The sequence below is a fragment of the Streptomyces axinellae genome (assembly GCF_039532135.1).
GTDB lineage: Bacteria > Actinomycetota > Actinomycetes > Streptomycetales > Streptomycetaceae > Streptomyces > Streptomyces axinellae.
On sequence record NZ_BAAARJ010000010.1, the window covers coordinates 273,324 to 300,261 of the forward strand.

Annotated in this window: 15 protein-coding genes and 3 pseudogenes; 13 read left to right on the plus strand and 5 right to left on the minus strand. The window is 69.0% G+C overall.

The features are described from left to right. Window positions 1-2: 2 nt before the first annotated feature. Window positions 3-1,286 (minus strand): FAD-dependent monooxygenase, encoded by a 1,284-nt coding sequence (locus tag ABD339_RS17360; RefSeq protein WP_344567013.1) that lies wholly within the window; start codon window positions 1,284-1,286, stop codon window positions 3-5. Between the two features lie 70 nt (window positions 1,287-1,356). After that, window positions 1,357-2,388, minus strand: coding sequence for a 2,5-dihydroxypyridine 5,6-dioxygenase NicX family protein (locus ABD339_RS17365; protein ID WP_344567015.1), 1,032 nt, complete (start codon window positions 2,386-2,388; stop codon window positions 1,357-1,359). 814 nt (window positions 2,389-3,202) lie between these two features. Here ABD339_RS17365 and ABD339_RS17370 point away from each other — a divergent pair. Continuing rightward, the gene (locus tag ABD339_RS17370) at window positions 3,203-3,793 is read left to right on the plus strand and encodes a GOLPH3/VPS74 family protein (protein ID WP_344567017.1); all 591 of its coding nucleotides are present in this window, start codon (window positions 3,203-3,205) and stop codon (window positions 3,791-3,793) included. A 275-nt stretch (window positions 3,794-4,068) separates the two neighbouring features. Here ABD339_RS17370 and ABD339_RS17375 read toward each other — a convergent pair whose 3' ends face one another. Continuing rightward, on the minus strand, window positions 4,069-5,001 hold the full coding sequence (locus tag ABD339_RS17375; protein WP_344567019.1) for a zinc-dependent alcohol dehydrogenase: 933 nt from the start codon (window positions 4,999-5,001) through the stop codon (window positions 4,069-4,071). 80 nt (window positions 5,002-5,081) lie between these two features. Between ABD339_RS17375 and ABD339_RS17380 the strand changes: the two genes are divergently transcribed. The 12 genes and pseudogenes from ABD339_RS17380 (at window position 5,082) to ABD339_RS17440 (ending at window position 23,437) form a co-directional block, all read left to right on the plus strand. Further along, window positions 5,082-5,867, plus strand: a complete 786-nt coding sequence (locus ABD339_RS17380) for a TetR/AcrR family transcriptional regulator (RefSeq protein WP_344567021.1) — start codon at window positions 5,082-5,084, stop codon at window positions 5,865-5,867. Window positions 5,868-6,738: 871 nt separating this feature from the next. Beyond that, window positions 6,739-7,572, plus strand: a complete 834-nt coding sequence (locus ABD339_RS17385; protein WP_344567023.1) for a PIG-L family deacetylase — start codon at window positions 6,739-6,741, stop codon at window positions 7,570-7,572. 2,108 nt (window positions 7,573-9,680) lie between these two features. Continuing rightward, complete coding sequence (locus ABD339_RS17395; protein ID WP_344567061.1) at window positions 9,681-11,105, plus strand: tryptophanase; 1,425 nt, start codon at window positions 9,681-9,683, stop codon at window positions 11,103-11,105. A gap of 102 nt (window positions 11,106-11,207) precedes the next feature. After that, window positions 11,208-12,251, plus strand: coding sequence for a methyltransferase (locus ABD339_RS17400; RefSeq protein ID WP_344567025.1), 1,044 nt, complete (start codon window positions 11,208-11,210; stop codon window positions 12,249-12,251). A 50-nt stretch (window positions 12,252-12,301) separates the two neighbouring features. Further along, window positions 12,302-15,442 (plus strand): amino acid adenylation domain-containing protein, encoded by a 3,141-nt coding sequence (locus tag ABD339_RS17405; RefSeq protein ID WP_344567026.1) that lies wholly within the window; start codon window positions 12,302-12,304, stop codon window positions 15,440-15,442. Further along, window positions 15,439-16,194, plus strand: coding sequence for an alpha/beta fold hydrolase (locus ABD339_RS17410; RefSeq protein WP_344567027.1), 756 nt, complete (start codon window positions 15,439-15,441; stop codon window positions 16,192-16,194). Before ABD339_RS17405 ends, ABD339_RS17410 begins: the two co-directional genes overlap by 4 nt. A 24-nt stretch (window positions 16,195-16,218) precedes the next feature. Next, window positions 16,219-17,250 carry a methyltransferase gene (locus tag ABD339_RS17415; protein ID WP_344567029.1) on the plus strand — a complete coding sequence of 344 codons (1,032 nt, stop codon included), beginning with the start codon at window positions 16,219-16,221 and terminating at the stop codon, window positions 17,248-17,250. 37 nt (window positions 17,251-17,287) lie between these two features. Further along, a pseudogene (locus tag ABD339_RS17420) lies at window positions 17,288-18,006 on the plus strand (IS256 family transposase); the annotation flags it as partial. Window positions 18,007-18,590: 584 nt separating this feature from the next. Next, window positions 18,591-20,960, plus strand: coding sequence for an Orn/Lys/Arg family decarboxylase (locus tag ABD339_RS17425; RefSeq protein WP_344567031.1), 2,370 nt, complete (start codon window positions 18,591-18,593; stop codon window positions 20,958-20,960). A 459-nt stretch (window positions 20,961-21,419) separates the two neighbouring features. Then, window positions 21,420-22,340, plus strand: coding sequence for an oxidoreductase (locus ABD339_RS17430; RefSeq protein ID WP_344567032.1), 921 nt, complete (start codon window positions 21,420-21,422; stop codon window positions 22,338-22,340). Between the two features lie 199 nt (window positions 22,341-22,539). Next, window positions 22,540-22,908, plus strand: a pseudogene (locus tag ABD339_RS17435) (transposase); the annotation flags it as partial. A gap of 256 nt (window positions 22,909-23,164) precedes the next feature. After that, window positions 23,165-23,437 (plus strand): hypothetical protein, encoded by a 273-nt coding sequence (locus tag ABD339_RS17440; protein ID WP_344567064.1) that lies wholly within the window; start codon window positions 23,165-23,167, stop codon window positions 23,435-23,437. A 124-nt stretch (window positions 23,438-23,561) separates the two neighbouring features. On the opposite strand, the pseudogene ABD339_RS17445 reads toward ABD339_RS17440, so the two are convergent. Both ABD339_RS17445 and ABD339_RS17450 read right to left on the minus strand, forming a co-directional pair. Beyond that, window positions 23,562-23,774 (minus strand): annotated as a pseudogene (locus tag ABD339_RS17445) (TniB family NTP-binding protein); the annotation flags it as partial. A 78-nt stretch (window positions 23,775-23,852) separates the two neighbouring features. Beyond that, entirely contained in the window at window positions 23,853-26,321 is a 2,469-nt protein-coding gene (locus ABD339_RS17450) for a DEAD/DEAH box helicase (RefSeq protein WP_344567062.1), read from the minus strand. Between the last annotated feature and the right edge of the window lie 617 nt (window positions 26,322-26,938).

Here is a 26,938-nt window from a genome sequence, read left to right on the forward strand (position 1 = left end):
GGTCAGTGCGAGAACTGGTAGGAGAACGCGGTCATGTCGGGGTCACGCAGCGGGGTGCCGCTCCACAGCCAGTCGTAGGAGACGTCGGACTCGCCGGTGAATCCGCCCCGCAGCAGCGCATCGCGCTCGGCCTGCTGAGGGCCGTCCGGGTAGTGGTAGAAGGTCTTGTTGCGCAGTGACGCTTCCTGCACCATCCCGGCATGCTTGGCCCGCCGGTCCACATAGCGGCGCAGCCCCTGCTCGATTCCGCCGGCGGTGACCGTGCCCAATTCCTCGGCCAGCACGGCGGCATCCTCCATCGCCTGTGAGGCGCCCTGCGCCTGGTAGGGCAGCATCGCGTGGCAGGCGTCCCCGAGCAGCGCCACCCGGCCGTCCTGCCAGACCGGGTCGCGCCGGCGGTAGTAGAGCGCGAAGCAGGAGACCGAACCCTCCCCGGCGTGCGCGGCCTTGGACAGCATCGCCGGAACCCGGTCGTCCCACCCGGGGAAGGCGGAGGCCAGCTCCTCGGGCGAGGAGGGCACCGTCCACTTCTCGGCGACCTCCTCGGTGCACGGGACGATGGCGACGATGTTGAGGAACTCGCCGCCCCGGATCATGTAGTGGACCAGATGCCGGTCGGGGCCGTACCAGATCGTGGACTGGAAACGGTCCACCAGCCAGCGGGTCGCGGGATCGGCGGCGATGGAGTCCCCGGGGATCAGCGCGCGATAACACATCTCTCCGGAGAATTCGAGGGTGTCCTCGGCGCCGATGAGGTCCCGCACCCGCGATCGGATGCCGTCCGCGCCGATCAGCACATCGCCCGCGTACCGCCGCCCGTCCCCGGTGACCGCGGCCGGCCGCAGCGGGTCACCGCGGTCCAGCCCGGTCACCCGGCTGCTGGTACGCAGCGTGACCACCGGGCCCGCGCCCGAGGGGTCGGTGCAGGCATCCATCAGGACGCGGTGCAGGTCGGCGCGGTGGTAGTGCCAGTACGGCGCGTTGTAGGTGTCCTTGCAGTGCCGGCCCAGCGGGGTCAGGCCGACGATGCTGCCGTCCTTCCAGCGGCGCCGCACCTGATCGAGCGGCTCGGTGTGGATGGCCTCCAACTGGCTGCGCAGGCCGAGCCCGAGCAGCAGCCGGCTGGCGTTCGGCGCGGTCTGGATACCCGCGCCGACCTCACCGAGCTGGTCCGCCTGCTCCAGCACGGTGACCCGCACCCCGCGCTGCCGCAGCGCCAGCGCGGCGGTGAGACCGCCGAGACCTCCGCCGACGATGGTGGCTTCAAACGACTGACTGGGCGCCAACGCGGTTCTCCTCCTGGCGTGTTCGAACGGGATACGCTGCCGGCCGCCCGTCGGGGGCGTGCCGGATTCCTCAGCGGTCGGTCAGCTCGCCGTCCACGACCACCTCGGTGCTATCCACCGCGACGGTGCAGCCGCGCATCGCGATGTCGAGGTGGGCATAGGACTCCCGGCCGAGCACGGGGTGCGGTCCTGTCGACCACAGGAAGTTGCCGGCGAAGGCGCGGGCGTCCATGCCCATCAGGTCGCCCTTGCCGTACATCGCGGTGGCGAACCAGTCGGCGGAGCGCATCAGTCCCCAGCCCATGTGCGAGAGGAAGCGTCCCCACTGGTCATCGGCGTCCTCGAAGAAGGTCTCCAGCATCCGCGCCTCGGCACCGCCCTCGACCTTCTCGATGTGACCACCCGCGATGTGCAAGGTGACCGGGGTGTGCACGTACTCCTTGAACGGCAGCAGGATGTCGCCCTCCGCCAGCACGATCCGCCCGTCGGAGATCTCCGGCCAGCACAGCACCATCGTGCTCGGCCAGTGGTCCCAGCGGCCCGGGTCGTCGGCGAACCCGGTCTGGAACTCCGGCTTCGACCCGGCCAGTTGCACGGTCAAGTCGGTGCCGGCCGCCGAGGTGACGCGCATGACCTGCGAGGACTTCAGCAGCTCGGTCTCGCGCAGCACGAGCTGCTTGTCGCTCTCCTTGGGCAGGTTGCGGATCAGCACGTCCGGCGCGTCGCAGACGAAGATGATCCGCGTCCCGGCCCGGAGGATCTCCTGCTGCACGGGCGCGTGGATGAAGCCCTCCTGGGTGAGGTCGACGACCAGGTCGGCCGACTTCAGCAGGTCCTGGGCAGCCGTGTCCTCCAGCACGGAGGCCAGCCCGGGCCCGGCACCCGTGTGCGTGCTGGGCATCGGCGCCGGGCTGCCGCCGGGCACGGTCGCCGAGATGACGCGCGCCCCCAGCGACTTGGCGGCGCCGAAGGCCGCGGCGACGTAGTCGCCGCGGCTGTTGGGTTCGGACAGGACGACGACATGCTCACCGTCCGAGACCTTGCACAGCCGCAGCTCGCGGGTGAAGGCGTCCAGGAGATCGACGGAAGACAGGTCAAACACGAGGGATCCCTCCAGGGGTGTGTCCGGGCAGACGTGAGTCACGCGGCACGGAAGAACGGCGGAGAGGGTTGGGCGCAGGCGCGAATCACCCCTGGACAGGGGCTGTGACCAGCGCGGATGTCGGCCGGGAGTGCTTCCCGACAGAGATAATCCGAACACGTACTAACTTGCCTTGGCAAGGGTCGTGCAGCGACTTCACGCAGGGATCTTCCGGCGCGCCCTCGCCCCGCCGGGCGGGAGCGGACCGAGGACGGCGCCGGGACCGGCGACGCGACGAGCACGCGCACACGGCCCCGCAACCCGGAGGTGATGCGGGCGCGGCATCACCTCCCCGTGCCGGACCCGCTGGTCAGCCCCGTGCCGGGGCGACAGCGCGGAGGCGCGGGGTGCCCGGACGCGGAATCCGGCTACGCGGCCTCGCAAGGGGCGCGGACGGATGGCGCCACGGCGGCGAAGGGAACCGTGGCCACCCGTGGTCCGATGGCTGGTTGCGGGACCACGTGATGGCATCGGCGCCACAGCGGACCAGAAGACGCGCGAACCGGGCCGGTTTCCCCTTTTGGCAGTCGGCGACCGGCAACCGGGCTCCTGGGCCCAGCACCCCGCCCGACTCGCCCGACGCCACTGCCCGCTCGGGAATCCGTCTCGCATCCGGTCGTGCGTACGGTCCGACTCCCGCCGCCCCGCGGAACGCCTCGACCGCGCGGCCGGGCGATACTGGCCGTGCCCGTATCCCCGCCGTCAGCACGGCCCCGAACGTGAGCCGGGCCGGTAGGGGACGCACCTTTGTCGATGCCTCCGAGGGGAGCCGTTCATGACCACGGCGAAGGATTTGTTCATCGTCGCCATGGACCCGGAACATTCCGTGGGACAGGGTGACCTGTCGCTCGCGCTCGCCGGAGCCGAGCTGATCGACCTCATCGGTGCGGGGACGGCTGCCGTGGACGGCGACCGCATCGTGCCGGCCGGATCGCCGATGCTCGATGACCGGCTGTTGGGCGAGGCTGCGGCAGCGCTCACTCGGCAGGCACCCTACGAGCGGATCGAGGACTGGCTCTGGCGCCGGGGCAGAGACCTCTCGGCCACGTATCAGGCCGCCTTGGAGGAGGACGGTGAGCTGACGCGGAAGCGAAGCGGCCGGCTGCCCTTCGGCCCGGAACACATGGAACCCGTCGACGCGTCCGCGCACCGGGCCGACCGCTGGAGGGAGGACCCCGTCCTGGCCGCTCTCGCCTCGGTCGTCGGCATCGACGCCGGTCGGTCCGAGGACGGGCCCGGCCTCGATGACGAGGCGGCGACCGTCGTGGTGGCCGTCGTCCAGGACGCGGTGACGGAACTGGAGGCCGTACGCCAGAGGCGGTCCATCGAAAAGGCGGCCTTCGCCAACATCTGGCGCGGACCGTGAGCCGGCCCGGGGCGCGCTTCGGCCGGACGGGCCCGGTCGGCGGGGAGTCCGGGTCCGCGGCCGGAGCGCTCGCCGCGGGCGGCACCGGAGTGGCCGAGCGTGGCCTGGGCTACGTCGTGGCCGGACCTGGCGAGGCTGGTCCCACCGCGTCATCCCCGTCACCGCCGTCGGTGCCTTCCGCACCCTCCGCCTGGACCTCCAAGCCCAAGCGCCGGCTTGACCTTTTGCAGATGCCGCCGATGGCTCCGACCAGGCGGTGAGTGGCAGGAGTGCCGTCAGGGGTGAAGGACGACCTTGATGGCCCCGGCGGCCCGGTCACCTGCGACGCGGAACGCTTCTGCGGCTTCGTCGAGGGAGAAGCGGTGGGTGATCACCGTCTGCGCGATCGTGGGGTTGCCGGCGAGCAGTGCTGCGGCCTGCTCGGTGTCGCGGATGCCGTCGTGCCGGCCGTAGGCGATGGAGTGGACATAGGTGAGTTCCTTGACCAGGCTGACGATGCCCGGGAGGGGAACGGTGTGCTGGTATACGCCCAGCAGTACGACGCGGCCACCGGGGCGGGCCAGCTCGGCGCAGCGGGCGAGACCGGCCCCGCTGCCCGCGGCGTCGATCACGACGTCGTAGACGCCTTCAGCCGAGCCGGCTCCGAGGCGTTCCGCCGCGATCCTCTGGTGCTTGTGGCGTACCTCGATATCGACGTCGAAGCCCTCCTGCCGGGCCGCGGCGGCGGCCAGCAGCCCGATACTGCCGCCACCGACGACTGCCATCCGCTCCCCTGAGACGAGCGCCGCGCTGCGGACGCCGTGCCAGGCCACTGACGCGGGCTCCACGAGGCAGGCGTCACGTACGTCGAGGCCGGACGGAAGCGGGACGAGCATGTTCTGGGGAACCGTCACGGCGTCGCACATGCCGCCGTCCCGGAATATGCCGAGAGTTCCGTGCTCCGAGGCGCTGCACCGCTGGGGATGGCCGAGGCGGCACTGGGCGCACTCTCCGCAGTGGACCGTGGGCTCGACGGCGTAACAGCGGCCGTCGGCGGCGGTACCGGCGAACTCGTGACCATAGGTGTAGCCCTGAACGCCACCGGCCGCGAAGTCCACGTCGGTCCCGCAGATGCCCGCCGAAGCGACGGTGAGGCGTACACCGGGCGCTTCCGGTTCGGCGGCCTCGGCCACGAGGATGCCCTGATCGGTGTTGCGTACTGCGCGCATGGGGGTCCCTTCAACCACTAAGCGAACATCGCTAACTTATGTTAAGTGAACGGTGTTCGCCTCACGTCTATCCTTGCCCGATGCATGGACCCACGAGGACAACCACGACAGGCCAGCTGCCGCCGGAGGGCCCGCGCACGAACAAACGGACGGAACCGAGACCGGGCACGGCGGCCTGGTGGCTTGCCCGGGAGAGCGAACCCGCGCGGCAGCGGCGGCGCAGATCACTGACCCCCGATGCCGTCCTCGACGCGGCAATGGCCCTGCTCGACACGCGTGGGGCGACCGCTCTGACGATGCGCAACATCGCCGAGACCCTCGGCTGCACGCAGGCGTCCCTCTACCGTCACGTGCGCAACCGCGAGGAACTGGTGACCCTGCTGGTCGATCGGGCACTCAGCGTGGCGAGTTCGGTTCCGCCCGACGAGGCGGACTGGGCCGAGAAGGCGGCGTGGTCCGCACGCCTGTTCCGCGAGCACCTGCGCCGGCACCCCGGCGTGGCCTCACTCCTCCGCGGCACCGAGAGGCTCGGCCCCAACTCGCTGGCCGGGATGCAGTACTCCCTCGAACTCTTCATCGGCGCGGGCCTCAGCCCCCGCCTCGCATCCGCCGCCGCATCGTCACTGGCCACCTTCATCCTCGGCTCGGTGCACCTCAACCTCGGCCTGGACAGATCGGATCCCGAAGAGAGCCGGCACCTACGCCTGCTGTACCGCTCCCGGGACCCCGCAGCCCTCCCCCTGCTCGTCCAGCACGCCGACACCCTCGCGGAGGTCACCAGCGACGACGAGTTCGAAGTCGGCCTCAACGCGTTGCTGACCGGATTCCGCGCCCTGATCCAGAACGCGGATGTCGCACACGGCTGAGGGCTGTGCCGCATTTCGGCGAGCGGCTGGGCAGGTCTCCTTGGCCGGACTGTTTGCCGGGTTCCGGGTTCCGGGTTCTGGCGCAGGTTTTGGCGACCTGTTGCGGTGTGTGATGTAGCCGTCCGATTCAGAGGTGTCGCGGGGCTGTTGGCCGGGAGCCGGTCCGTGCTCGGGGATACCCCGGCGCGCGTGGGCAACCGGGGCCGCTCCCGGACAGGCAACCGGGCCCGCCCCCCGTGCGGCCGTGTCCGCGCGCCGGGTTGTCTTGATTCAGCCCGGCGCGTCCATAAGGGCGGTGACATGAGCATCCAGCCGTTCTTCCACGACTCGCGTCGTCAGCGATCTCGCGTTCGCGTGCGCGCAATGCGGCGCTGCAGTGGGCGACCTGCGACCTGCCAGAACCGGGGCGCGTCGGAGTGGAGCCCGGGTGCGGGGTCGTCGTCCCGCAGGGCGGTTAGCAGGTCGTCGCGGACGGTATCCACTGCGCAGTCACTTGGCCACCGGCGGCAAGGCCCTGCACCTGCATTGCAAGGGCCTCAAGTTTCGCTTCGGTATCGGCTTCTCGTGGCCGGTGCCGGGCGGGAGACGGGATCCGGCATGGCGCTGGGGCATGCGGGCCGCCCGGGGAATAGGGGGTCGGACCGGCGCTGTTGCACCCGCCGGGGTGCAGGCTTGTCACGGCCGGGAGACCGGCGCGGCACGGGGGCGGAGGGGCGAGGACAGAGGGAGAACACAAGATCATCCGCTCCGGGAGAACCCGGGCTGCCGGATACGCGGGCCCCGCGTATCCGGTCCGGGACGTCTCAGCCCCAAGACGTCTCGGACCAGGATATTTCGAACCAAGATGTATTTTCGCAGGAGGGCTGTATCTATGACTGACGGGCCGTTGACGCTTATGGCGGTGCACGCTCACCCTGATGACGAGGCCACCGGGACCGGCGGGATCCTCGCGCGGTACGCCGCCGAAGGTATCCGCACGGTACTCGTGACGTGTACCGACGGCGGTTGTGGTGATGGACCGGGAGGTGTCAAGCCGGGAGATCCCGAGCACGATCCGGCGGCCGTCGCCATGATGCGCCGTCAGGAGCTCCAGGAGAGCTGTGAGGTCCTGAAGATCAGCGACTTGGAGATGCTGGACTATGCCGACTCCGGAATGATCGGCTGGCCGAGCAACGACGCCCCCCGATCCTTCTGGCGGACCCCCGTGGAGGAAGGCGCCGCCCGGCTCGCGGAACTCATGCGCCATTACCGGCCGGACGTGGTCGTCACCTACGACGAGAACGGTTTCTACGGCCACCCCGACCACATCCAGGCCCACCGCATCACGATGGCAGCGCTGGAGATGACCGGACTGACACCGAAGGTGTACTGGACCACGATGCCCCGCTCGATGATGCGGCGGTTCGGGGAGACCATGCGCGAGTTCGGTGAGGACATGCCGGAGCCGGACCCTGCCGAGGCCGTCGCGATGGCCGAGATCGGCCTTCCCGACGACGAGATCACCACGTGGGTGGACACCACCGCCTTCAGCGGCCAGAAGTTCGACGCCCTGGCCGCGCACGCCAGTCAGGGCGAGAACATCTTCTTCCTCAAGATGGGCAAGGAGAGGTTCGGCGAACTGATGGGCACGGAGACCTTCGTACGCGTCCAGGACCCCACCGGCACGGCCGCACCCGAGAACGACCTCTTCGCCGGACTGCGCTGATCCACCCGTCCCGGGCCCCGGAGAACCCCACAGCCCGGGGCCCGGAGAACCCCCGGCCTCTCCCACGGACGGGGCTTCGGCCGTTCCCTGCCCCGTGCGAGAGGCCGGGCTTCTGCGGAGGCAGCCGGGCGCGGGTCAAGTCCGGAGGGAGTCGTGCGGCGCAAGCCGGGGGGCGCCGAAGATCTGAGACGGCTGTGCCCTCTGCCCAGGTGATCAGGCAGGGGCGCGGGGCGGGAGTCGGCCGAGGTGTCCGCGCCCGTGGTGATCCAGGTGGAATCCGTCCACGGGCAGGTTCTTGTTCGTGGAGTAGTTCTTCCACCAGCGCACCCTCGCGTCCCGAGCGCTTGCGCCGACGACGTGTCCGTAGAAGTCCCCCAGGCCGTAGGTGTCGTACTGCCGCAGGCCCGGCTCTTCGGGGTACGCGGCGGGGGCGGCACGCCAGTCGCAGCCCTGGCGGATGAGGCATATTCCTCCCGCCAGATCCGCGGGCCGCTGGCCGAGTGGCGAGGCGGCGGCCCGGATGGGCGGGCTCCCCGGGCGCGTAGCCGCCGTGTGTGAGTGACGCGCGTCCGGAATCGGCTCGGGGATCCCCTTCCGGGGGCTGCCGGGCCAGTCGGGCGCCCGGCGCGCACGGATGCCACCCCGCCCGCACTTGCGGGGCGGGAGCGGCCGTCGCGCTGGAGGGTGAGGTCACGGCGGACCGGTTGCGGGGCGCTCCTGGACCGCTTCTCACGGACCCGGCGCGGCGGGCGGGACTGACGGAGACGGCCCGTTCACGCGAACGGCCGGATGCGGCGGACAGGCTCGTGAATGTGCTCCTGTCCGCCGCATCCGGCTGACCACCAGCCCGACCTGCTCTAACAGGAGATCCGGCGCGCGTGCGGATTGCGGGGTCAGGGTTGCGGCGGTATTGGCGGTATCACTCAGCCTTCCCGGCGGGCCCGTCCTCCAGGCGCCGTTCGGGCCGGCGCCCCAGCCGGGCGGCCGCCTTCGCCCGGTCCATCGAGTACCGCAGGTCATTCGCCGACTCGTCGGAGGTGCAGGCGGCCGCCTCCTCGGCCGCGCCGCAGACGCTCAGGAGACGACCCGGCAGCTCCCGGCCGGTGAGGTCTGTGCCGCCGCCGAGGATGCAGACCTCGCACAGCGACGGCCCCTTACCCGGATTTCACAAGAGAACAAATTCTCAACGCGTTCACGCGCCCGGCGGCGGAAGCCCCTTCCACTCCGGCAGCGCACCCGCTGTCCTGGCGTTGTACACCGTCATCGGTGCGCAGCGTCCGACGGATCGGGGCGCGGCGCCCGACGGGAGGAGACGGGCCATGACGCCGGATTCACCAGACAGCTCACCGTCACCCATGGAACAGATAGCAGGCCCCGGCACGCTGGACACACCGCCCTCAGCCGACCCGCCCCGCCCCCGGCTGAGAACCGCACCAGCGGGCGCCCGGCACCGAGCTCAGGCGTGGCGGATCCACACCTCGCGCCGCACCGGGCGCCCGGCCGGCATCGTGACGCGCCGGCATGCGGCACCGACCATCAGACGTATGGGCACAAGCTGACCACCGGGCAGGTCGAAGAACCCCGCACTGCGCCAGGAGGTCGGCCTGTCCGGTTGCCCCGCCCATGGCGCGGCGGTCCCATGGCGCAGCGGTGCACGACCTCGTGGCGAACTCGCCCCCTTCGACCACCCGGTCCCACACCGACAGGCGGCGCTCAAGGCCCGCCGGCGAATCGGCTCACGGGGCAGCAGCCGTGCTCGGGGACGGGACGCTGACCGGACGGCGCGCCGAAGTGACCCACGGCGGCCCTGCGCGGCACCTCCAGCAGGCCGGGGCCGCCAGAGACAGGAAGAGAACAGTGGTCACGTTGTCCGCCGGTGCCCTCCAGGAGCCGAGCCGCCCAGCACCTCTTTGACCAGAAACCGCCCGCGGTTTCCCGTCAGCGCGTGCGCGGGCCACCAGCGTGCCCAGCGTCTTCGCCGACGGCAGACAGTCGGCCCGCCGTGAGGGATCGCCGACGGGCGTGCCCGCCGCGGTGAGGCAGAACCACCCACGTCGAGAGGCAGCCTTTCCATGAGCACATCAGGTACATCAAATGCGTCGAAGCCGATGGAGCCCCCGGCACAAGCGCGGCACCCCGCGGAACCCTGGCGGATCAAGAGCATCGAGCCCCTCCGCCTGACAAGCCCCGAGGAGCGCACCGCGGCTTTGAGTGCGGCCGGCTACAACGTGGGCCTCCTCCCGGCCGAGTTGGTCTACATCGACCTCTACACCGACTCAGGAACCAGCGCGATGTCGGACCGGCAGTGGGCGGCTGTGATGCTCGGCGACGAATCGTATGCGGGAGCCCGCAGCTTCTATCGCTTCGAGGCGGCGGTGCACGAGTACTACGGCTACGAGGAGGTGATTCCCACCCATCAGGGGCGTGCGGCGGAGAGCATCCTCTCGCGCTGCCTGATCAGGCCGGGCCACCACATCCCGGGCAACATGTACTTCACCACCACGCGCGAGCATCAGGAACTCAACGGCGGGACCTTCCACGACGTCATCATCGACGAGGCCCACGACCCGACGGCGGACCTGCCGTTCAAAGGAAACGTCGACCTCACCAAGCTGCAGCAGCTCATCGACAAGGTCGGGCCCGAACAGATCCCCTACGTCTCCCTGGCCGCGACGGTCAACATGGCCGGAGGCCAGCCGATCAGTCTCGCCAACCTCAACGAGGTCCGCGAGCTGACCCACCGGCACGGGATCCCGGTGATCCTGGACGCCGCCCGCGCGGTGGAGAACGCCTGGTTCATCAAGCAACGCGAGCCCGGCTGGAGCGGGCGGACCGTGGCGGAGATCCTGCGGGAGATCTGCGCGCTGACCGACGGAGCCACGATGTCCGCGAAAAAGGACAGCTACGCCAACATCGGCGGCTGGCTCGCCGTACGCGACCCCCGCCTCGCCGAGCAGGCACGCAATCTGGTCGTCGTCCACGAGGGCCTGCACACCTACGGCGGAATGGCCGGCCGCGACCTGGAAGCGGTGGCACAGGGCATCGGGGAATCGGTGCAAGAGGACAGCATCCGCACGCGTGTTGAGCAAGTGGCCTACCTGGCAGACCGGATCGCTGCAGCCGGGGTACCGATCGTGCGGCCAGTCGGCGGGCACGCGGTGTGCCTGAACGCGACCGACTTCCTCCCGCACATACCGCGCGAGCAGTTCCCCGCGCAGACACTGACGTGCGCGCTCTATCTCGACGCCGGGACCCGCTCCACCGAGCGGGGCGCGGTGTCAGCCGGCCGCGACCCGGCCACCGGCGAGAACCGGTACCCGCCTTTGGAACTGGTCCGGCTCGCCATCCCGCGCCGCGCCTACACACAGGGCCATATGGATGTGGTGGCCGACAGCGTGATCCGGCTGCACGAGAGGCGGAAGACACTGCGCTCGGGGGTGGAATTCACCCACGAGCCATCGACGCTGCGGTTCTTCCAGTCCCGATTCCGGCCACTATCGGCCGAACCGCTGTTCGGCACGGTCACCCAGTAGACACAAGACCTGCCAGGCCCCGTCAAGGCCACATGACGCCCCTGTCGCCCACTGCCAACGGCCAACTACCGACAACCGACAACCGTCCGTGAGGAGTACACCATGCCTGAACTGTCCCCCAACCCCTCACCACCAACGCCCACAGCCCTGATGCAACTCGCCACAGGATTCTGGAGTTTCAAGAGCTACGCAGGCGCCATCGAGATCGGCCTGTTCGACCTGCTGGCCGACAGGCGCGAGCTGACAGTGGAAGAGGTGTCAGCCGGCCTGGGAATCGCCCACCGCCCGGCCGACCTGCTCCTGGCCGGCTGCGCCTCACTCGGCCTGCTGGACAAATCCGGTCCCCACTACCGCAATTCGGCCCTGGCAGAAGAATTCCTGGTCAAAGGACGGCCCTACTACTTCGGCGGATTCGTCCGCTACCTCGACTCCCGGGAATACCCCGCATGGCAGCACATCGTCGAGGCCCTGCGCACAAACCGCCCCACCACCTGGACCCCGGGCGCACAAGAATCCCTCTTCGACACCGAAGACCCTGAAACACTTCAACTGTTCTGGGACTGCATGTACTCCATCTCCACCCTCACCGCCCGGACACTGCCCGAGGTCTACGACTTCACCCGGCACACACGACTGCTCGACGTCGGCGGCGGCGCCGGAGCCATCCCCATCGAACTCTGCCGCCGATTCGGCCACCTGTCAGCCACCGTCTTCGACCTGCCCCACGTGTGCGACCTGGCACGCACAAAGATCACCGAAGCCCAGCTGAACAGCCGAATCGACGCGATGGCAGGCGACTTCAACCGCGACCCCGCCCTACCAGGCGGCCACGACGCCATCATCTTGAGCATGATCCTGCACGACTGGGACGAGGAAAGCGGACGCACACTGCTGCGCAAGGCCCGAGCCGCCCTCCCCGCCGACGGCGCAGTACTGATCTGCGAGCTGCTCCTCAACGACGAGCGCACCGGCCCACCAGACGCGGCCCTGATGGGAATGAACATGCTCGTGGAGACCGAAGGCGGCAAAAACTACTCCGCCGCCGAATACCGCGACTGGCTGCTGGACGCCGGCTTCGCCCGGGTCGAGACCCTGCCCGTCGAAGCGGTCGGCGCCAACGGCGTAGTCATCGGCCACGTCAGCTGAACACACCCACACCCACCACCCCGCTGCCCCTGCCAACCTGGAGGAGAGCCATGCACCTGCCCGAGCGCCCAGCCGGATACGACCGCGCCCGGCACGGAGTACACCTGCTCAGCTCCCCAGAAGTGATCGCGGACCCGTCCATCTACATCGGCGCGATCGCCGAACTCGGTCCGCTGTTCTTCGACGAGGTCGGCTCGGTCTGGGTGTGCTCCGGCTACACCGAGGCAGTCGAGATCCTGCGCGACCACGACCGCTTCTCCTCCGTACGCGAACACGACCACGCCGCACTGCGCGAGCGAGGTCTGCACACCTCCGCCGCCCTGAGCGCAATGGTGCACGAACAGATGCTCTTCCTCGACCCCCCGCAACACAGCACCATCCGCTCGGCGCTTGCCGGACAGTTCTCCGGCAAGCGGATAAGGAACCGGGAAGACGGCCTGCGACAGATCGCCGACCGCGCCCTTGAAGACCTGCCCACCCAAGGCGTCCTGGACCTGGTCGGCGACTTCGCCGCGAAACTTCCCCCCGCCCTGGTGGCCTTCCTCCTCGGCATGCCCGGACGAGAAGAGGACCTGACCCGATGGGCCGAAGCCTACGAACGACTGCTGGGCAACCTCTCCGCGCTCCAAGCACCCCCCGACCCTCAAGTGGACCAGGACCTGACCGAGGCCCTCTCCGCACTGCAACAGGAAGCACAAGACCGTCTGCACGCCCCCGGTGACGACGTGATCAGCTCCCTGACAGCCCCCCTGGGCGACCGGACACCGAGCGATGACGAACTGTTCGCCATCGCCGCGAACTGCATCGTCCTAGTAGGCGGCGGATACCAGACCCTGCCCCACCTCATCACCTCGGCCCTGCTGGCCCTGCACGACGACCCCGCCGGCCAGCAGAAACTACGCGCACACCCCGAAATGATCCCATCGGCCGTCACCGAGACCATGCGAATCAACGGATCCAGCCAATACGTCGCACGCAGGGCCACCACCGACACGAGCATCCACGGAACGCCCATCGCGGCAGGCGACAACATCCTCGTCCACCTGGCCGCCGCCAACCTCGACCCCCAGACCTTCACCTCACCCGGGACACTGGACCTGACCCGGCACGGCCCCAAACATCTCGGCTTCGGCACCGGACGCCACGCCTGCCCAGGCGCAGGCTACGCCGAACGCCTCGCCACTTTCGCCATCGAGGGCTTCCTCGCCAAATACCCCACCTACGCCCCGGAACCCGGGCCCGACGCACTGTCCTGGGGCCTCCACGGCAACACCCGTTGCCTCGACCACGCACACATCCGCGTCCCCCCCACCACACCAGCCAAAGCCACCACCCCCATCCAAGCAACCGAAGAACACGCCCACCCCGACGACAGCACCCCCACGCGGCCCCCGGGCAACCCCCCGCCCGCGCAGTGCTGGCACGAGATCTTCGAACAGCAAGCCCAGTTGACACCCGAAGCACCCGCAGTACAAGACCCCCACTCCACCATCACCTACCGCGAACTCGACCAGCGGGCCAACACCCTGGCCCACCGGCTGCGCCACCAGGGCGCACAACCAGGCACCACGGTCGCCGTAGTGATGGAACGCTCCACCGAATTCCCCCTCGCCGTCCTGGCCGTCGCCAAAACCGGCGCAGCATTCCTCCTCGCAGACGTCACCTGCCCCCGCGAACGCCTGAGGACCATGCTCATCGACGCCGACGTGCGCCTCGTCATCAGCGACGGCACCCTCCCCGCATCAGCCTTCCCCGCCCCCACGACCAGCACCCACACCCCCAACTCCCCGCAGGACACCCCCCTGACCGGCGTCTCAGCCGGCGACAGCGCCTACATCGTCTTCACCAGCGGCACCACCGGCACCCCGAAAGCCATCGTGATCAACCACGAGGCGACCACCAACCTTCACCTCGCCCAGCGCGAGATCTTCGGCCTGCAACCCGGCGACCGAGTCCTGCAATTCCTCTCCCCGAACTTCGACGGCTGCATCGCCGACCTCACACTCGCACTCCTGTCGGGCGCCACCCTCGTCGTCGCCCCGGCCGACCAACTCACCGTCGGACCACCACTGGCCCGGCTACTCGCCTCCCAGAAAATCACCACAGTGATCCTCACCCCTTCCGTATGGTCGGCACTGCCCGACCAACCCCTGCCCGACCTGCACATCGCCGCAGCCGCAGGCGAACGCCTACCGGCAGCGTGGGCGCAACGATGGGCAGCACCAGGACGTCGCCTGCTCAACCTGTACGGCCCAGCCGAGACCGCCGTCCTGGCAACCTGGCACGAATGCACCCCAGGCGAGGAACGACCGCCCATCGGCCGGCCTGTCGCCAACAAACAGGCATACCTCGCCGACGACACCCTGCTGCACCCCCTCGCCCCCGGCCAGGAAGGGGAACTGTGCATCGGAGGCATCGGAGTCGGCCGATACCTCAACCAGCCGGACCTGATGGAAGAACGCTTCATCCGCAGCCCCCACACCCCCACCCGGCCGAGCGGCCTGCTCTACCGCACCGGCGACATCTGCCGCCAGCGCCAGGACGGCACACTCGACTACCTCGGCCGACGCGACCGCCAAGTCAAGATTCGCGGCCAGCGCCTCGAACTCGACGAGGTCGAACGCGTCCTGGAATCCGCCCCCGGTGTTGCCGACTGTCACGTACACGAACAAGACGGCCGCCTCCACGCCCTGATTACGCCCACCGGCCCGGACCTCGACGAAGAACTGATCCACACCCACCTGGCCGACCACCTGCACAGCGCCATGCGGCCCCAGACCCTCACCACCGTCACGGAAGTCCCGCGCACCCAGAACGACAAGGCCGACCCCACCACAGCCGCCACCGTCACGGAATCCCCGGACGCTCAGAACGAGAGCCCCGCCCCCTCCACCACAGCCACCACCGCACCCACCCCCTGCCACAACCCCACCACCGCGCCCCGAAGGCAACACTCCCGGCTGACCTGGCAGGTCGCACAACACTTCGCCCAAGCCCTGGACATCCCCCTGCGCCAAGTCCAGGCCGACTCCGACTTCTTCACCAGCGGCGGCGACTCCCTCACCCTGGCCGCCTTCCTCCAACGCCTGGAGGCCCTGACCGACACCCCCGTGGACACCAACGCACTCATCACCGCCCCCACCCCCGAACAGATCGCCTCCCTCCTCCTCACCGACAGGACACCCGCATGATCCGACCGGTCCGGCACACGAGAAAAGGCACAGGCCCCGACACAGTCTTATTCGTCCACGGAACGATGGACCACAGCGGGAGCTTCCGCCGCGTCGCAGACCACCTTCCCAACTGGAACGTCGTCGGCTACGACCGCCGCGGATGGGGCGCCTCCCGCACACTCACAGCCCCGCAGCAGCCCGCACTGTCCGACCACGTCGATGACCTGACCACGGCGATCTCCACACTCCCCAACCCCGTCGTGGCCGGACACAGCTACGGCGCTCTGGTGGCGCTCACCGCGGCGTCCCAGCACCCCGATCTGGTCAAGGCGGTCGTCGCCTTCGAACCCCCGCTTCCCTGGCTGCCCTGGTGGCCCACCACGGCCCCCTGGGAACAACTCATCGACGACACATCCCAGCAGGGCCCGGCCGCGACCGCCAAAGCCCTCCAACAAGCCGTCCTTGGCCGCCCCGCCGCAGGACAAAGCGACGAAGAACTCACCGCACTCGGAACCACCCTGATCCGCGAGATGACAGACCCCACCATCAGCCTGCCCCCCTTCGACCCCCTCACCATGACCACACCCGTCCTCGCAGCCTCGGGAACCCGCTCCCTGCCCCACCACCAAAAGAGCGCACTGCACCTCTGCGACCTGATCCCCGCCGGACGCCACGAACACATCGAAGGCGCCGGCCACATCGCACACCTGACCCACCCCCGACACTTCGCCGCACTCGTAGAACAGGCCATCACCCCACCCAACAGCTGACACCGCGCAACACAGGAGGACCTCATGCTGCCGGGAAACCTGGAGAAGACCCTGTTCGGCGCGATCGCGACACCGGCTCTGCATCTGGCCGACCGCCACCACGTCTTCTCGCACCTTGCGGCCGACGGACCAAGCCGCGCGCAAGACATCGCCAAGGAACTCAGCATCGACGAAGACACACTGGAGCGCGTACTGCTGGTCCTGACCGCATTCGAGGTCCTCCAGCGCACACCCACCGGCCACTACAGCCTCCCGGCGACCATGCGGCCCTTCCTCGACCCCGACGACGAGCAGTACATCGGCGGATTCATCACCCACCTCGTAGAGGAAACAACGAGCAGGACGCCGCGACTCGACGCCTACCTCCGCCACGGCAAGGATTCCGAAGAAAACCGCGAACCCCAGCCGTTCGCTTCCCTCTACCGCAACGAGGAGACCACCCGCAGCTTCCTCAAGGCCATGTGGGACCTCAGCTTCGCCCCCTCCAGGGAACTCGCCGCGCTCGTCGGACTGGACGACACCCTCCACCTGGTCGACGTCGGCGGCGCCAGCGGCCCGTTCGCCATCGCAGCGCTGCACACCTCACCCACGCTCCGGGCAACGGTGTTCGACCTACCCCAGGTCCAGCCCTACCTGGATGAAACACGTACCGCCTACGGCCTCGGTGACCGGCTCACCTTCACCCCCGGCGACTTCTTCACCGACGACTTCCCCCAAGGCGACTGCATCGCCTTCGGCTACATCCTCTCGGACTGGCCCGACCACGACTGCCTCCGACTACTGCGCAAGGCACACCACGCCTGTCAAGATCACGGACGGGTCCTCGTAATGGACAGGCTCTTCGACAACCTCCGCCAAGGCCCTCTCGCCACCTCGGCAATGAACCTGACCATGCATCTGGAAACCCAGGGACGACACCGCACAGCCGATGAATTCACCGACCTCCTCGAAAAAGCCGGATTCCCCTACTGCGAGACGTACCACTCCAGCGGCGAAAAACACGCGATCATCGGATACAAGAACGCTCCCGGAGGGGCTGCAAATCTTTCGGTGTAACTCCCGGTCATGGAGGATGCATCGATGACCAGTGAGAATGTCTGAGCCCGAGGCCGTTGAGCCCGCGAAGGCCGTGGACGACCAGCTGATCGACGCGCTTGTAAGCCGGGCCCAGGCCGAGACCCCGCAGCTGACGAAGCGCCTGCTGGAGTCAGTCCTGGAAGGCGAGATCACCGACCACCTCGGCTATGACACACACGATCCGGCAGGCAAGAACGGCGGCAACTCCCGCAACGGCGCCCGGCCCAAGACGGTCCTGACCGATGTCGGGCCGGTAGAATTCACCGCGCCTCGCGACAGGGATGGCTCCTTCGAACCGAAGCTCGTCAAGAAGCGGCAGAAGCGCCTGACCGCTGTCGACGATCTCGCTGGCCGCGAAGGGCCTGGCCACTGGCGAGATCCAGGCCCGCCTAACCGAGGTCTATGGCACCGACGTCTCCCGCCAGGCCATCTCCACCATCACCGACAAGGTCCCCGACAGCATGGCCGAATAGCAGAGTCGGCCCCTCGACCCAGTCTTTCCGGTCGTCATCATCGATGCCATCCACGTGAAGACCTGCCACGGCGCGTCGCCAACCGGCCATATGCGTGGCCCTGGCCGTCACGACCGAGGGCCGGAGGGAGATTCTCGGGCTGTGGGCCGACGACGGCGGTGAGGGCGCCGAGCACCGGCCGCACCTCCTCACCGAGATCAAGAACCGCGGCCTGAACAACGTACTGATGCTGGTCTGCGACGGGCTCAAGGGCCTGCCGGAGGGCGGCGGCCCCCGTTCGCGCCCCCCGCGCCAGCCGCCGTACGCCCTGATGCGCCAGCACGCGCAGGACGAACCACCGCGGCTGAGCACGCTGCGTCCTGGCATACCCGAGGCGTTGGAGCGTGTGGTCACGGAGCCGCCGGCGAAGGACCCCGACGACCGGCCCGACGGACACGCGCTGGTCAGTGCGCTGGACGGCATGGGACCCGACAGCGCGGCGGCGGGGCGTCCCCGGCGACGCCCCGGACGGCGACACGGCGAAACCCGCGGACGACGCAGCCGCGGTTCCCCCGAGCCCCCGCGTCGGCCGCTCACGCGGGTGCTGCCCACCCGGCGGCTGCCCGGCCCGCTCCGGCGGGTCCGCTGGGCCCGTTCCTACACACCCGAAGCCGCTCACGGAGCCCGTGGCCCCGGGGCAGCAGGCCACTCACGAGAACAGGCGGGCCAGGCGGTCGGGCTGGACAGCGGGTGATTCCCACGTCGGGGTGGTTTCGAGGTGAGCAGGGAGCATAGGCGGGTGCGGCTCCCGTTCACTGTCCCCCTGGCCTGTGTGTGCGGGTCTGCAGCAAGTCGTGGAGGGGCAGCATGGCCGAGGGGACAATCCTGTTCGCGGTATCCGAGTTGCCCGAGGAGGGAGCCGGTACCGAACAGCTGCACAGGATCAGCGAGGAACTGACGACCCGCGGCTTTGAGGTGCGCTGGGCTTCGAGCATCACCGATGCGCAGGCGGTGTTGCGCACCGAGGTGGGGCTGGCCGCCGCCGTGGTGGGCTGGGGGTCTCCGGAGGGCGGCACCGTCGACGAGCCGGGCGGTGCCCAGGTGCTGCGCCAGGTCGGCCGGCGCTTCCAGAACCTGCCGGTCTTCGTGGTCATGACCGGTGAGGACCTCGAACACCTGCCGCTGTGGGTGGCGGAGACCGTGGTCGGCTACATCTGGCCCCTGGAGGACACGGCACGTTTCATCGCAGGGCGGGTCACCCGCGCCGCTCGCGTCTACCAGGAAAAACTCCTGCCGCCGTTCTTCGAGGCGCTGCGCCTCTTCGACGAGGCGCACGAGTACTCCTGGCACACCCCTGCCCACTCCGGCGGCGTCGCCTTCCTCAAGTCACCGGTCGGCCGGGCTTTCCACGACTACTTCGGGGAACGGCTGCTGCGCAGTGACCTGTCCATCTCGGTCGAGGAACTCGGCTCGCTGTTCGAGCACACCGGAGCGGTGGGTGCGGCGGAGCGCAACGCCGCCCGCATCTTCGGAGCCGACCGCACCTACTTCGTCCTGCACGGCGACTCGACCTGCAACCGCATGGTCGGCCACTTCAGCGTCACCCGCGACGAGATCGCGCTGGTGGACCGCAACTGCCACAAGTCGGCGCTGCACGGGCTGGTCCTGTCCGGCGCCCGGCCGGTCTACCTGGTCCCCACCCGCAACGGCTACGGCTTAGCCGGCCCCCTGCCGCCCTCGGAGATCCGGGCGGACGCGATCGCCTCCAGGATCGCCCGCAATCCGCTCACCCAGGATGCGCCCGCACCCGAGGCCCAGTACGCGGTGCTCACCAACTCGACCTACGACGGGCTGTGTTACGACACACTCCAGGTCGCCAGGGCCCTCGCGCCCAGCACTCCGCGGCTGCACTTCGACGAGGCATGGTTCGCCTACGCCCGCTTCCATCCCCTCTACGCCGGACGGTTCGGCATGGCGGTGGGCCCCGACACCTTCCCCGGACCCGAACGCCCGACCGTCTTCTCCACCCAGTCGACGCACAAACTGCTGGCCGCCCTGTCGCAGAGCGCCATGGTGCACGTCAAACCTGCCCCCCGGGCACCGGTGGAACACGACCGGTTCAACGAGGCGTTCATGATGCACGGCACCACCTCACCCCTGTATCCGATGATCGCCTCGCTGGATGTGGCCGCCGCGATGATGGACGGGCCGCAGGGCCACTGGCTGATCGACGAGTCGGTGACCGAGGCCATCCGCTTCCGCCAGACCGTCGTACGCGTCGGCCGGCGCATCGCGGCCGCCGGCGACCGGCCCGGCTGGTTCTTCGGCGTCTGGCAGCCCGAGACGGTGATCGACCCCGCCACCGGCGAGCGGCTGCCCTTCGCCGACGCCCCCACGGAACTGCTGAGCGGCGAACCGGCGTGCTGGCAGCTGGAGCCCGGCGCCGACTGGCACGGTTTCGCCGGTCTGTCCGACGGTTACTGCCTGCTGGATCCCGTCAAGGTCACTCTCACCTGCCCCGGCATCGACGCAGGCGGGCAGATGGCCGACCGGGGCATCCCCGCGCGCGTCCTCACGGCCTACCTGGCCACCCGCGACATCGTGGTGGAGAAGACCGACACCTACACCACACTCGTGCTGTTCTCCATGGGCATCACCAAGGGCAAGTGGGGGACACTCATGGACGCCCTGATGGACTTCAAGGCGCTCTACGACGAGGACTCCCGGCTGGAGCACCTGCTGCCCGAGTTGGTCGCCGCCCACCCCCGACGCTACACCGGGCAGACCTTGCGCACGCTGTGCCAGGAGATGCACGCCCATCTCCGGGAGGCCCGGCTGGTCGAACTGCTCGACACCGCCTTCCAGGAACTCCCCGAGCCTGTCACCCCACCTCAGCACTGCTACGAGCGCCTCATCCGCGGGGGCACCGAACGCGTGCGGCTCGCCGAGGCGGCCGGCCGGACCGCCGCCGCCATGGTCACCGTCACTCCACCGGGAATCCCCGTCCTGATGCCCGGCGAGAACACGGGCAGCCCCGACGGTCCGCTGCTGCGCTACCTGAGGGCCCTGGAAAGCTTCGACCGGCGGTTTCCCGGCTTCCACAGCGAGACCCACGGGGTCACCCTCGACCCGGACACCGGCGACTACCTCATCGAGTGCGTACGCCGGATCCCTGCCCAGCAGACCGGCCGCACCGCCGACGGGTCGCGAGAGGCACCCACACCGGCGGACGCCTGAGCTTCCGCGGACTCTCGTGCTCCGACCGCTCGTGCACTGCCGCGAGTAGCAGCAGCCTGCCCGTCGGTCGCACGAGCGCTCAGCCGCGGGCGGGCGCGGGAACATCCGGTGCCCGACCCGGGCCGTCTCTCCGTACCCGCCGGATCGCGTCGGGGCGGACGGCATGGCGCGACGTTGGGCCGGGTCCAGTGCGGTGTACAGCGCGGCGCGGCCACGCTCGTCCGGGGCCCGTCGTTCGCCTCGGAGGGCCATCGCGTCCGCCCCGTCGGCAGCGACGAGAAGAACCACCTCAAGCTCGAAGGCATCTCCACACCCCCCCCCGAGAGAAGACGCCCGTCTCGCTGGGGGCCAGACCGCCGGCTCGCGCCTGGATGCTGCCGAGCCATGTCACCAGGGAGTCGTCCATGAAATGTAGATACCGTCCACCTCATCTACTCGTAACAGCGTAACTTCGAGTGGGTGACAGAAGAGAACAGTTCTCCAGCCACGGTTGATCAGCGGCCCTTGACCGTGGCGGTCGTCGGTCCGGGCGCGATCGGCACGACGATCGCGGCGGCGCTGTACGAGGGGGGCGCGAGCCCCATGTTGTGCGGTCGCACGCCGCGTGACCAATTGGAACTGCGCGACGGAGACGACATGGTCGTGGTGCCGGGACCAGTGCTCGTGGACCCCGATGCCGTCGACAGGACGGTCGATCTGGCGTTCCTCTCGGTGAAGGCGACGCAGACGGAAAGGGCTCGCGGGTGGCTGGAGGCGCTGTGCGCGCCCAGCACGGTGGTATGCGTGCTCCAGAACGGTGTCGAGCAGGAGAAGAGCCTCGGGCACCTACCCCATGGGCGAGCGGTCCCGGCCGTCGTCTGGTTCCCCGCGCAGACACTGCCCGACGGCGTGGTTCAGCTCCGCGGCGACGCACGGCTCACTCTGCCCGACGAGCCCGCTGCGAACGTCGTCGTGCGAGCGCTTGCCGGCAGCCGCTGCGCCGTGGACGTGTCGGCCGATTTCGTCTCGGAAGCCTGGCGGAAGCTGCTGCAGAACGCCGCAGCCGGGCTGATGGCCCTCACCCACCGACGGTCGGGCATGTTCCACAGGACCGACATCGACCGACTGACGACCGACTACCTCCGCGAATGCCTCCCCGTGGCGCGAGCGGAGGGCGCAGCGCTGAACGAGGCAGACGCCCTGGCGATCGTCGACAAGTTCCGAGGATTCCCGCCCGACATGGGCACCTCGATCCTGGCCGACCGCGAGGCCGGGCGGCCGCTCGAATGGGACGTCCGCAACGGTGTCGTCCAACGGCTGGGTAGGCTCCACGGCATACCCACCCCGATCAGCGACGTCCTCGTGCCACTGCTCGCCGCCGCAAGCGACGGCCCCGGATGACCTGTCGCGGACCCGTCGCGCGGGCCCTACGGCAGCGACTCGCACGTCCTGGAACTCGTCGAAGTCACCGACGACGGCGAAAGGCACCTGCTCAAAGCGCGGCCCCCGGACCATCCGCAGGAGTAAGGAGTCCTTGCAGAATGATCTTGGTGTGGCACGGTGGATGGGTAGGTGATCTCGTTGTTCCTCGGGAGTGAGGATGTCCCGGCCGAAACCGTGGGAGATCAGTGACGAACTGTGGGCGGTGATCGAACCGTTTCTGCCCAGGCATGAGCGCCGTTTCCGGCATCCGGGGCGTAAGCGGATCGATGACCGCAGGACGTTGCAGGGCATCTTGTTCGTGCTCTACACGGGAATCCAGGGGGCGTTCCTGCCGCAGGAGCTGGGGTTCGGTTCGGGCCCGACCTGTTGGCGGCGGCTGGCCGAGTGGCAGGCAGCCGGCGTGTGGGAGGAGCTTCAGCGGGCGCTGCTGGGCCGGTTGCGGGCCGCCGACCGGCTCGGCTTCTCCCGCGCCACCATCGATTCGTCCCACGTGCAGGCCAAGCGGGGGCGAAGCCGCCCAAAAGTGCTGACGTTCGGAGGGGGGTTTGTTGGTGTATCGCGGGCTTGCTGGCCTGGTGTGTTGTGGGTTTGTTGAGAGAGGTCGGGTGCACGGTTCCAGCGGGCAGTTCGGGGTGTGAGCTGGGGTTGCGTCGTGTGCGCTGAGTGGGACCGGGCTCGTTGTGGGTTTCGCCAGCGCGTCAAGGCTCGGTTGGTGTTTGTACTGGTCAGCGCTGTTTTTCCTGGTCGGTGAGCAGGGGTTAGCGGCTGCGGGTGGGGCGTCTGTGTTGTTCGGCGAGGCGGTCGAGCTGTACCGCGTCGAGGGCAGCTTTTGTGATGCGTTCGGTGCCGTCGTGGATGGCGGTGATGGCTGTTTGGCGGATGAGGCGGGTGAGGGACCCGATGCGGCCGGCGGTGCGCTGGTGGAGGTAAGCAGCGTGGCGGGGGAGGGTGCCGGGTTTGTGTTGTTCGAGGTCGAGGGCGTTCTCGATGTCGGTGATGACGTCGCGGAATGGGTTGGCGGGTGCCGTGGCGGGCGGGGAGGGGGCCGCAGGTGATGAGGGTGGCGCGTCCGGCGAGTTGAGCGCCCCGTGTCCCGCTGAAGAGGGGGGTGTCGGTGACGTTGATGCCGGCGTGGACGAAGGTGGCGGCCAGGCGTTCGGTGAGGTCTTCGAGGAGGTCGGCGGCTTGGGCGCCGGTGGTGGTGCGGGGGTTGAGGCGGTGGATCTCGTCGATGAGGACGAGTTGGACGCCCGCGGCGGTGTAGGTGTGGCAGACGGCGTCGGTGATCTGGGTTTGGGTCATGCGGGCGGCCACGGGGATGCCGAGGTAGCGGGCGAATTCGGTGATGAGGGTTTTCGCGGTGGCGCCGGGAGGGACCAGGACGTACGCCACGGGTGCCGTGGCGTGGGCTGATCCGGGCGGGGGGCGGGTTTTTGCGGAGGTGGGCGAGGTGGCAGGTGCGGCCGACGTTCAGCAGGGCGGTGGTTTTCCCGGCTGCGGCGGGTCCGGTGACGATGAGGGAGGGCCGTGTGGTGGTCTGCTGGTGGCGGCCGAGGCCCATTCCAGTCCGAGGTCGGTCAGTGTCTTCTGCTTGTCGGCGGTGAGTTTGGCCCGGCGGCTTTTGGTGTTGGACAGGAATACTCCGAGCTTGACCTCCGTCCCGTCCGGCAACGCCTCTACGTGGCCCCTAGGCACTGTCAGGTGCCCTTCCCGGGCCTTGTACTGCGCGAGGGCTGCAATGCCCCTCTCGAAGGCGCTCACGGGTGTCGTGGACGGCCTTGCGGGCTCTTCCGGGACCGGAGCGGCGAGTGGGGTGATGCCGACGGCCTCCAGGAGATCGCGCTGTCCGTCGGGCAGGGCCTCCCACACCTCGGGCTTCCGCTGCCGGGCCAGCCACTTCCCGATGTCCATCCCGTGCACGGTGACGCCGGGCAGGACGTCGGCCTGGCCCTCTTCGTCGGCCTCCAGCTCGCGCAGTGCGGCGTAGTGGCGCTGCCAGTCGACCGGCCACTGGGGGTTCCAGTACTCGTCCACGGCCTCGAGCGCGGCCTTCCACTCGGGGCGGTCCTCCAGCGCACCCGGGCGGCGGAGGTTGGACAGCCACTGCCCTACCGGCCGGTCCAGCGCCGTCGCTGTCCTCGGCGCGCAGAGCGTCCAGTGCTGCTCGTAGTACGCCTTGGCGGCCTCGAGGTTCTCCTGGAACCGCTCATCGGCCAGCGACCAGACCATGCCCAGCTTCTCCAGCCGCCGGGCGCGCAGGCCGGTCATCTGCCCGGCCCCGTAGGCCCTTCGCTGTTCTGCCACCCACTGCCCAAGGGGAGTCGCACCCTCCTTGTGCCCGTACGGAACTCGGGCGTGGCCCTCACGCTCCGTGAACGCCTTGAGTTTCGCCCAGCCGCGCGCCCAGTCCTGCTTCTCGGTGTCGATCACGTTGAAGGACACCCAGTCTGCGACCATCACTGGGTCACGGGGAGCCGCGAAACGAAGCAGCAGACGGGATTCTTCCGCACCGTCTTCAGGTTCCGCGCCGATGTTCACGGAGGGCTGCGCGACGTCCTTCCGCGGCTCCTGCGGAATGGCAAGCAGTTCCACGGCCTCTTCATCATGAGCCCGCAATCCCTCAAGCACCTTCACCAAGGGCCGATACGATCCCGAGGTGAACATGTCCTCCGGCTTCTCTCCCGGCTGGAGGAATACCGGCACAATGAGCGAGGCGAGTTTGCCTTCTCCAGGCTTCTGCCGCAGCGCCCGGCCGATCGCCTGCACGATGTCGTGCGGCGCGCCCTTGGGATCCAAAAGAGCAACACTATCCACCGCTCCGATATCGACGCCTTCCCCCAAAACGCGACAGTTCGAAAGCACTGCCCGCCACGCAGTGGCGCCGAAGCCGCCCAGGACTTCCCGCCTGCGTTCGGGGACGTGTTCGCCGCACAGCCAGTCCGCCCAGATCCGCTTCGGGTACGTCTCCGGCTCGTTGGCGTGCAGCTTCGCCGCCACCCGCTCCAGGCCCTCCGCGTACGCCTGAGCTTCGATCGTCCGGTGGTGGAAGGTGATGCAGGTCTGAAGGTTGTGCTGCGCCATGGTGTGCAGCAGCGCGGCCTGCAAGGCTCCGAGCCGCTGCCCGCGCACTTCCTCGCTGCGCCGCTCCTCGCCCATCAGCCGCTCCGGGGTGACGACCGGATCCTGGAGCTCCAGGACGATGATCTGGTACCGCGCAAGCAACCCGCGCGAGACCGCCGACGCGAGCGACAGCCTGTACAGGACAGGCCCGAAGACCTCCTCGTCGTCCATGGAAGCCGCCATCTCCCTCGGCAGCCGGTCACGCACCCCTTCGGCAACCTCCCGGCTGAGCCGCTCCTCCCAGATCCGCGGCGTCGCCGTCAGACACAGCCGCCGGTACGCCGGGATGACCTCCTGGTCATGGATCGCCGCCCACGCCTTGCCCATCGACCCCGACGTCCGGTGCGCCTCATCCACGACCGCCAGGTCCAGCGGGGCCAACTGCTGGCCGTACACGCCCCCGAACGCCTCCGCCAGGACACTCAGGCTGGCGTACGTCGCGTAGATGGTCACCGGCCCCGAACCGTGCCACAGCGCCAGCTGCACCGGGTTCGTGGTGGAGCGCACCTTCAGACTCCACAGCTCCGGGTCGTCCTGAAGGCTGCACACCGCAACCGCCGGCCCCCTGTGCCCGACCCGGTGCCACTCCTTGACCGTCTGCGCCAGAAGATCCAGCGTCGGCACCAGCACGAGAATGCGGCCCTTCGGCATCATCTCACGAGCGGCGAAAGCAGCAGTGATGGTCTTCCCGGTGCCGCAGGCGGAAATCACCTGACCACGCAGGCCGTTGGCCGGAATACCGCCGGGAGGGATGTCGAGACCGCGTTTAATGGCGTCAACAGTCTCAATCTGGTGAGCGCGCAGATCGCTGCGCTTCATGACCACGGGGAAAGGCTCCTTCTTTCGGAACGTGGCGCGCAATCAGAAAGGGAATCACGGTGCGATGGATGTGGTCCGGGGGTATGGTGTCTGATCCCAGACTCTACACAGTGCATCTCCGTGATGCATCATCCTTGCATCAACTCCCACCCTCAGAGTAATACATGACTCAACCCAGCCCCCGAATGGCCGGTTGTACTGTATGCTGCCGGGGCATTGGTGAACATGTCCGGGTGGGCTCGGGAGTCGGGGAGGGGTTCGGGTGGACCGCAGCGGAGCCCACCACTGCGGTGGGGCCGGCGCCCCGCCAGGCTGACAGCCCGTCACTTCCGTTACCGGGGTAGTAGCTGGGATTTCCAGTCGCTACACAGTCCCGCGCACGATACACCACCCCCGCTGCCAGCTTCGACACCCGCGCTTGCGCGGGTGCCCTCAATTCGCGCTTGCGCGAATTGACACGCTTTTAGAATTCCGCTTGCGGAATTCGATTCCCGCGCTTGCGCGGGAATCTGGCGGAGCGTCAGCGGAGCCATGCCCGAAGCGAAGCGGAGGGCGCAACTCCTCAGCGCGCCAGCGCTGAGGTACCCGCTCCGCGGGTCCCGGCCCAGTGCCCCGGC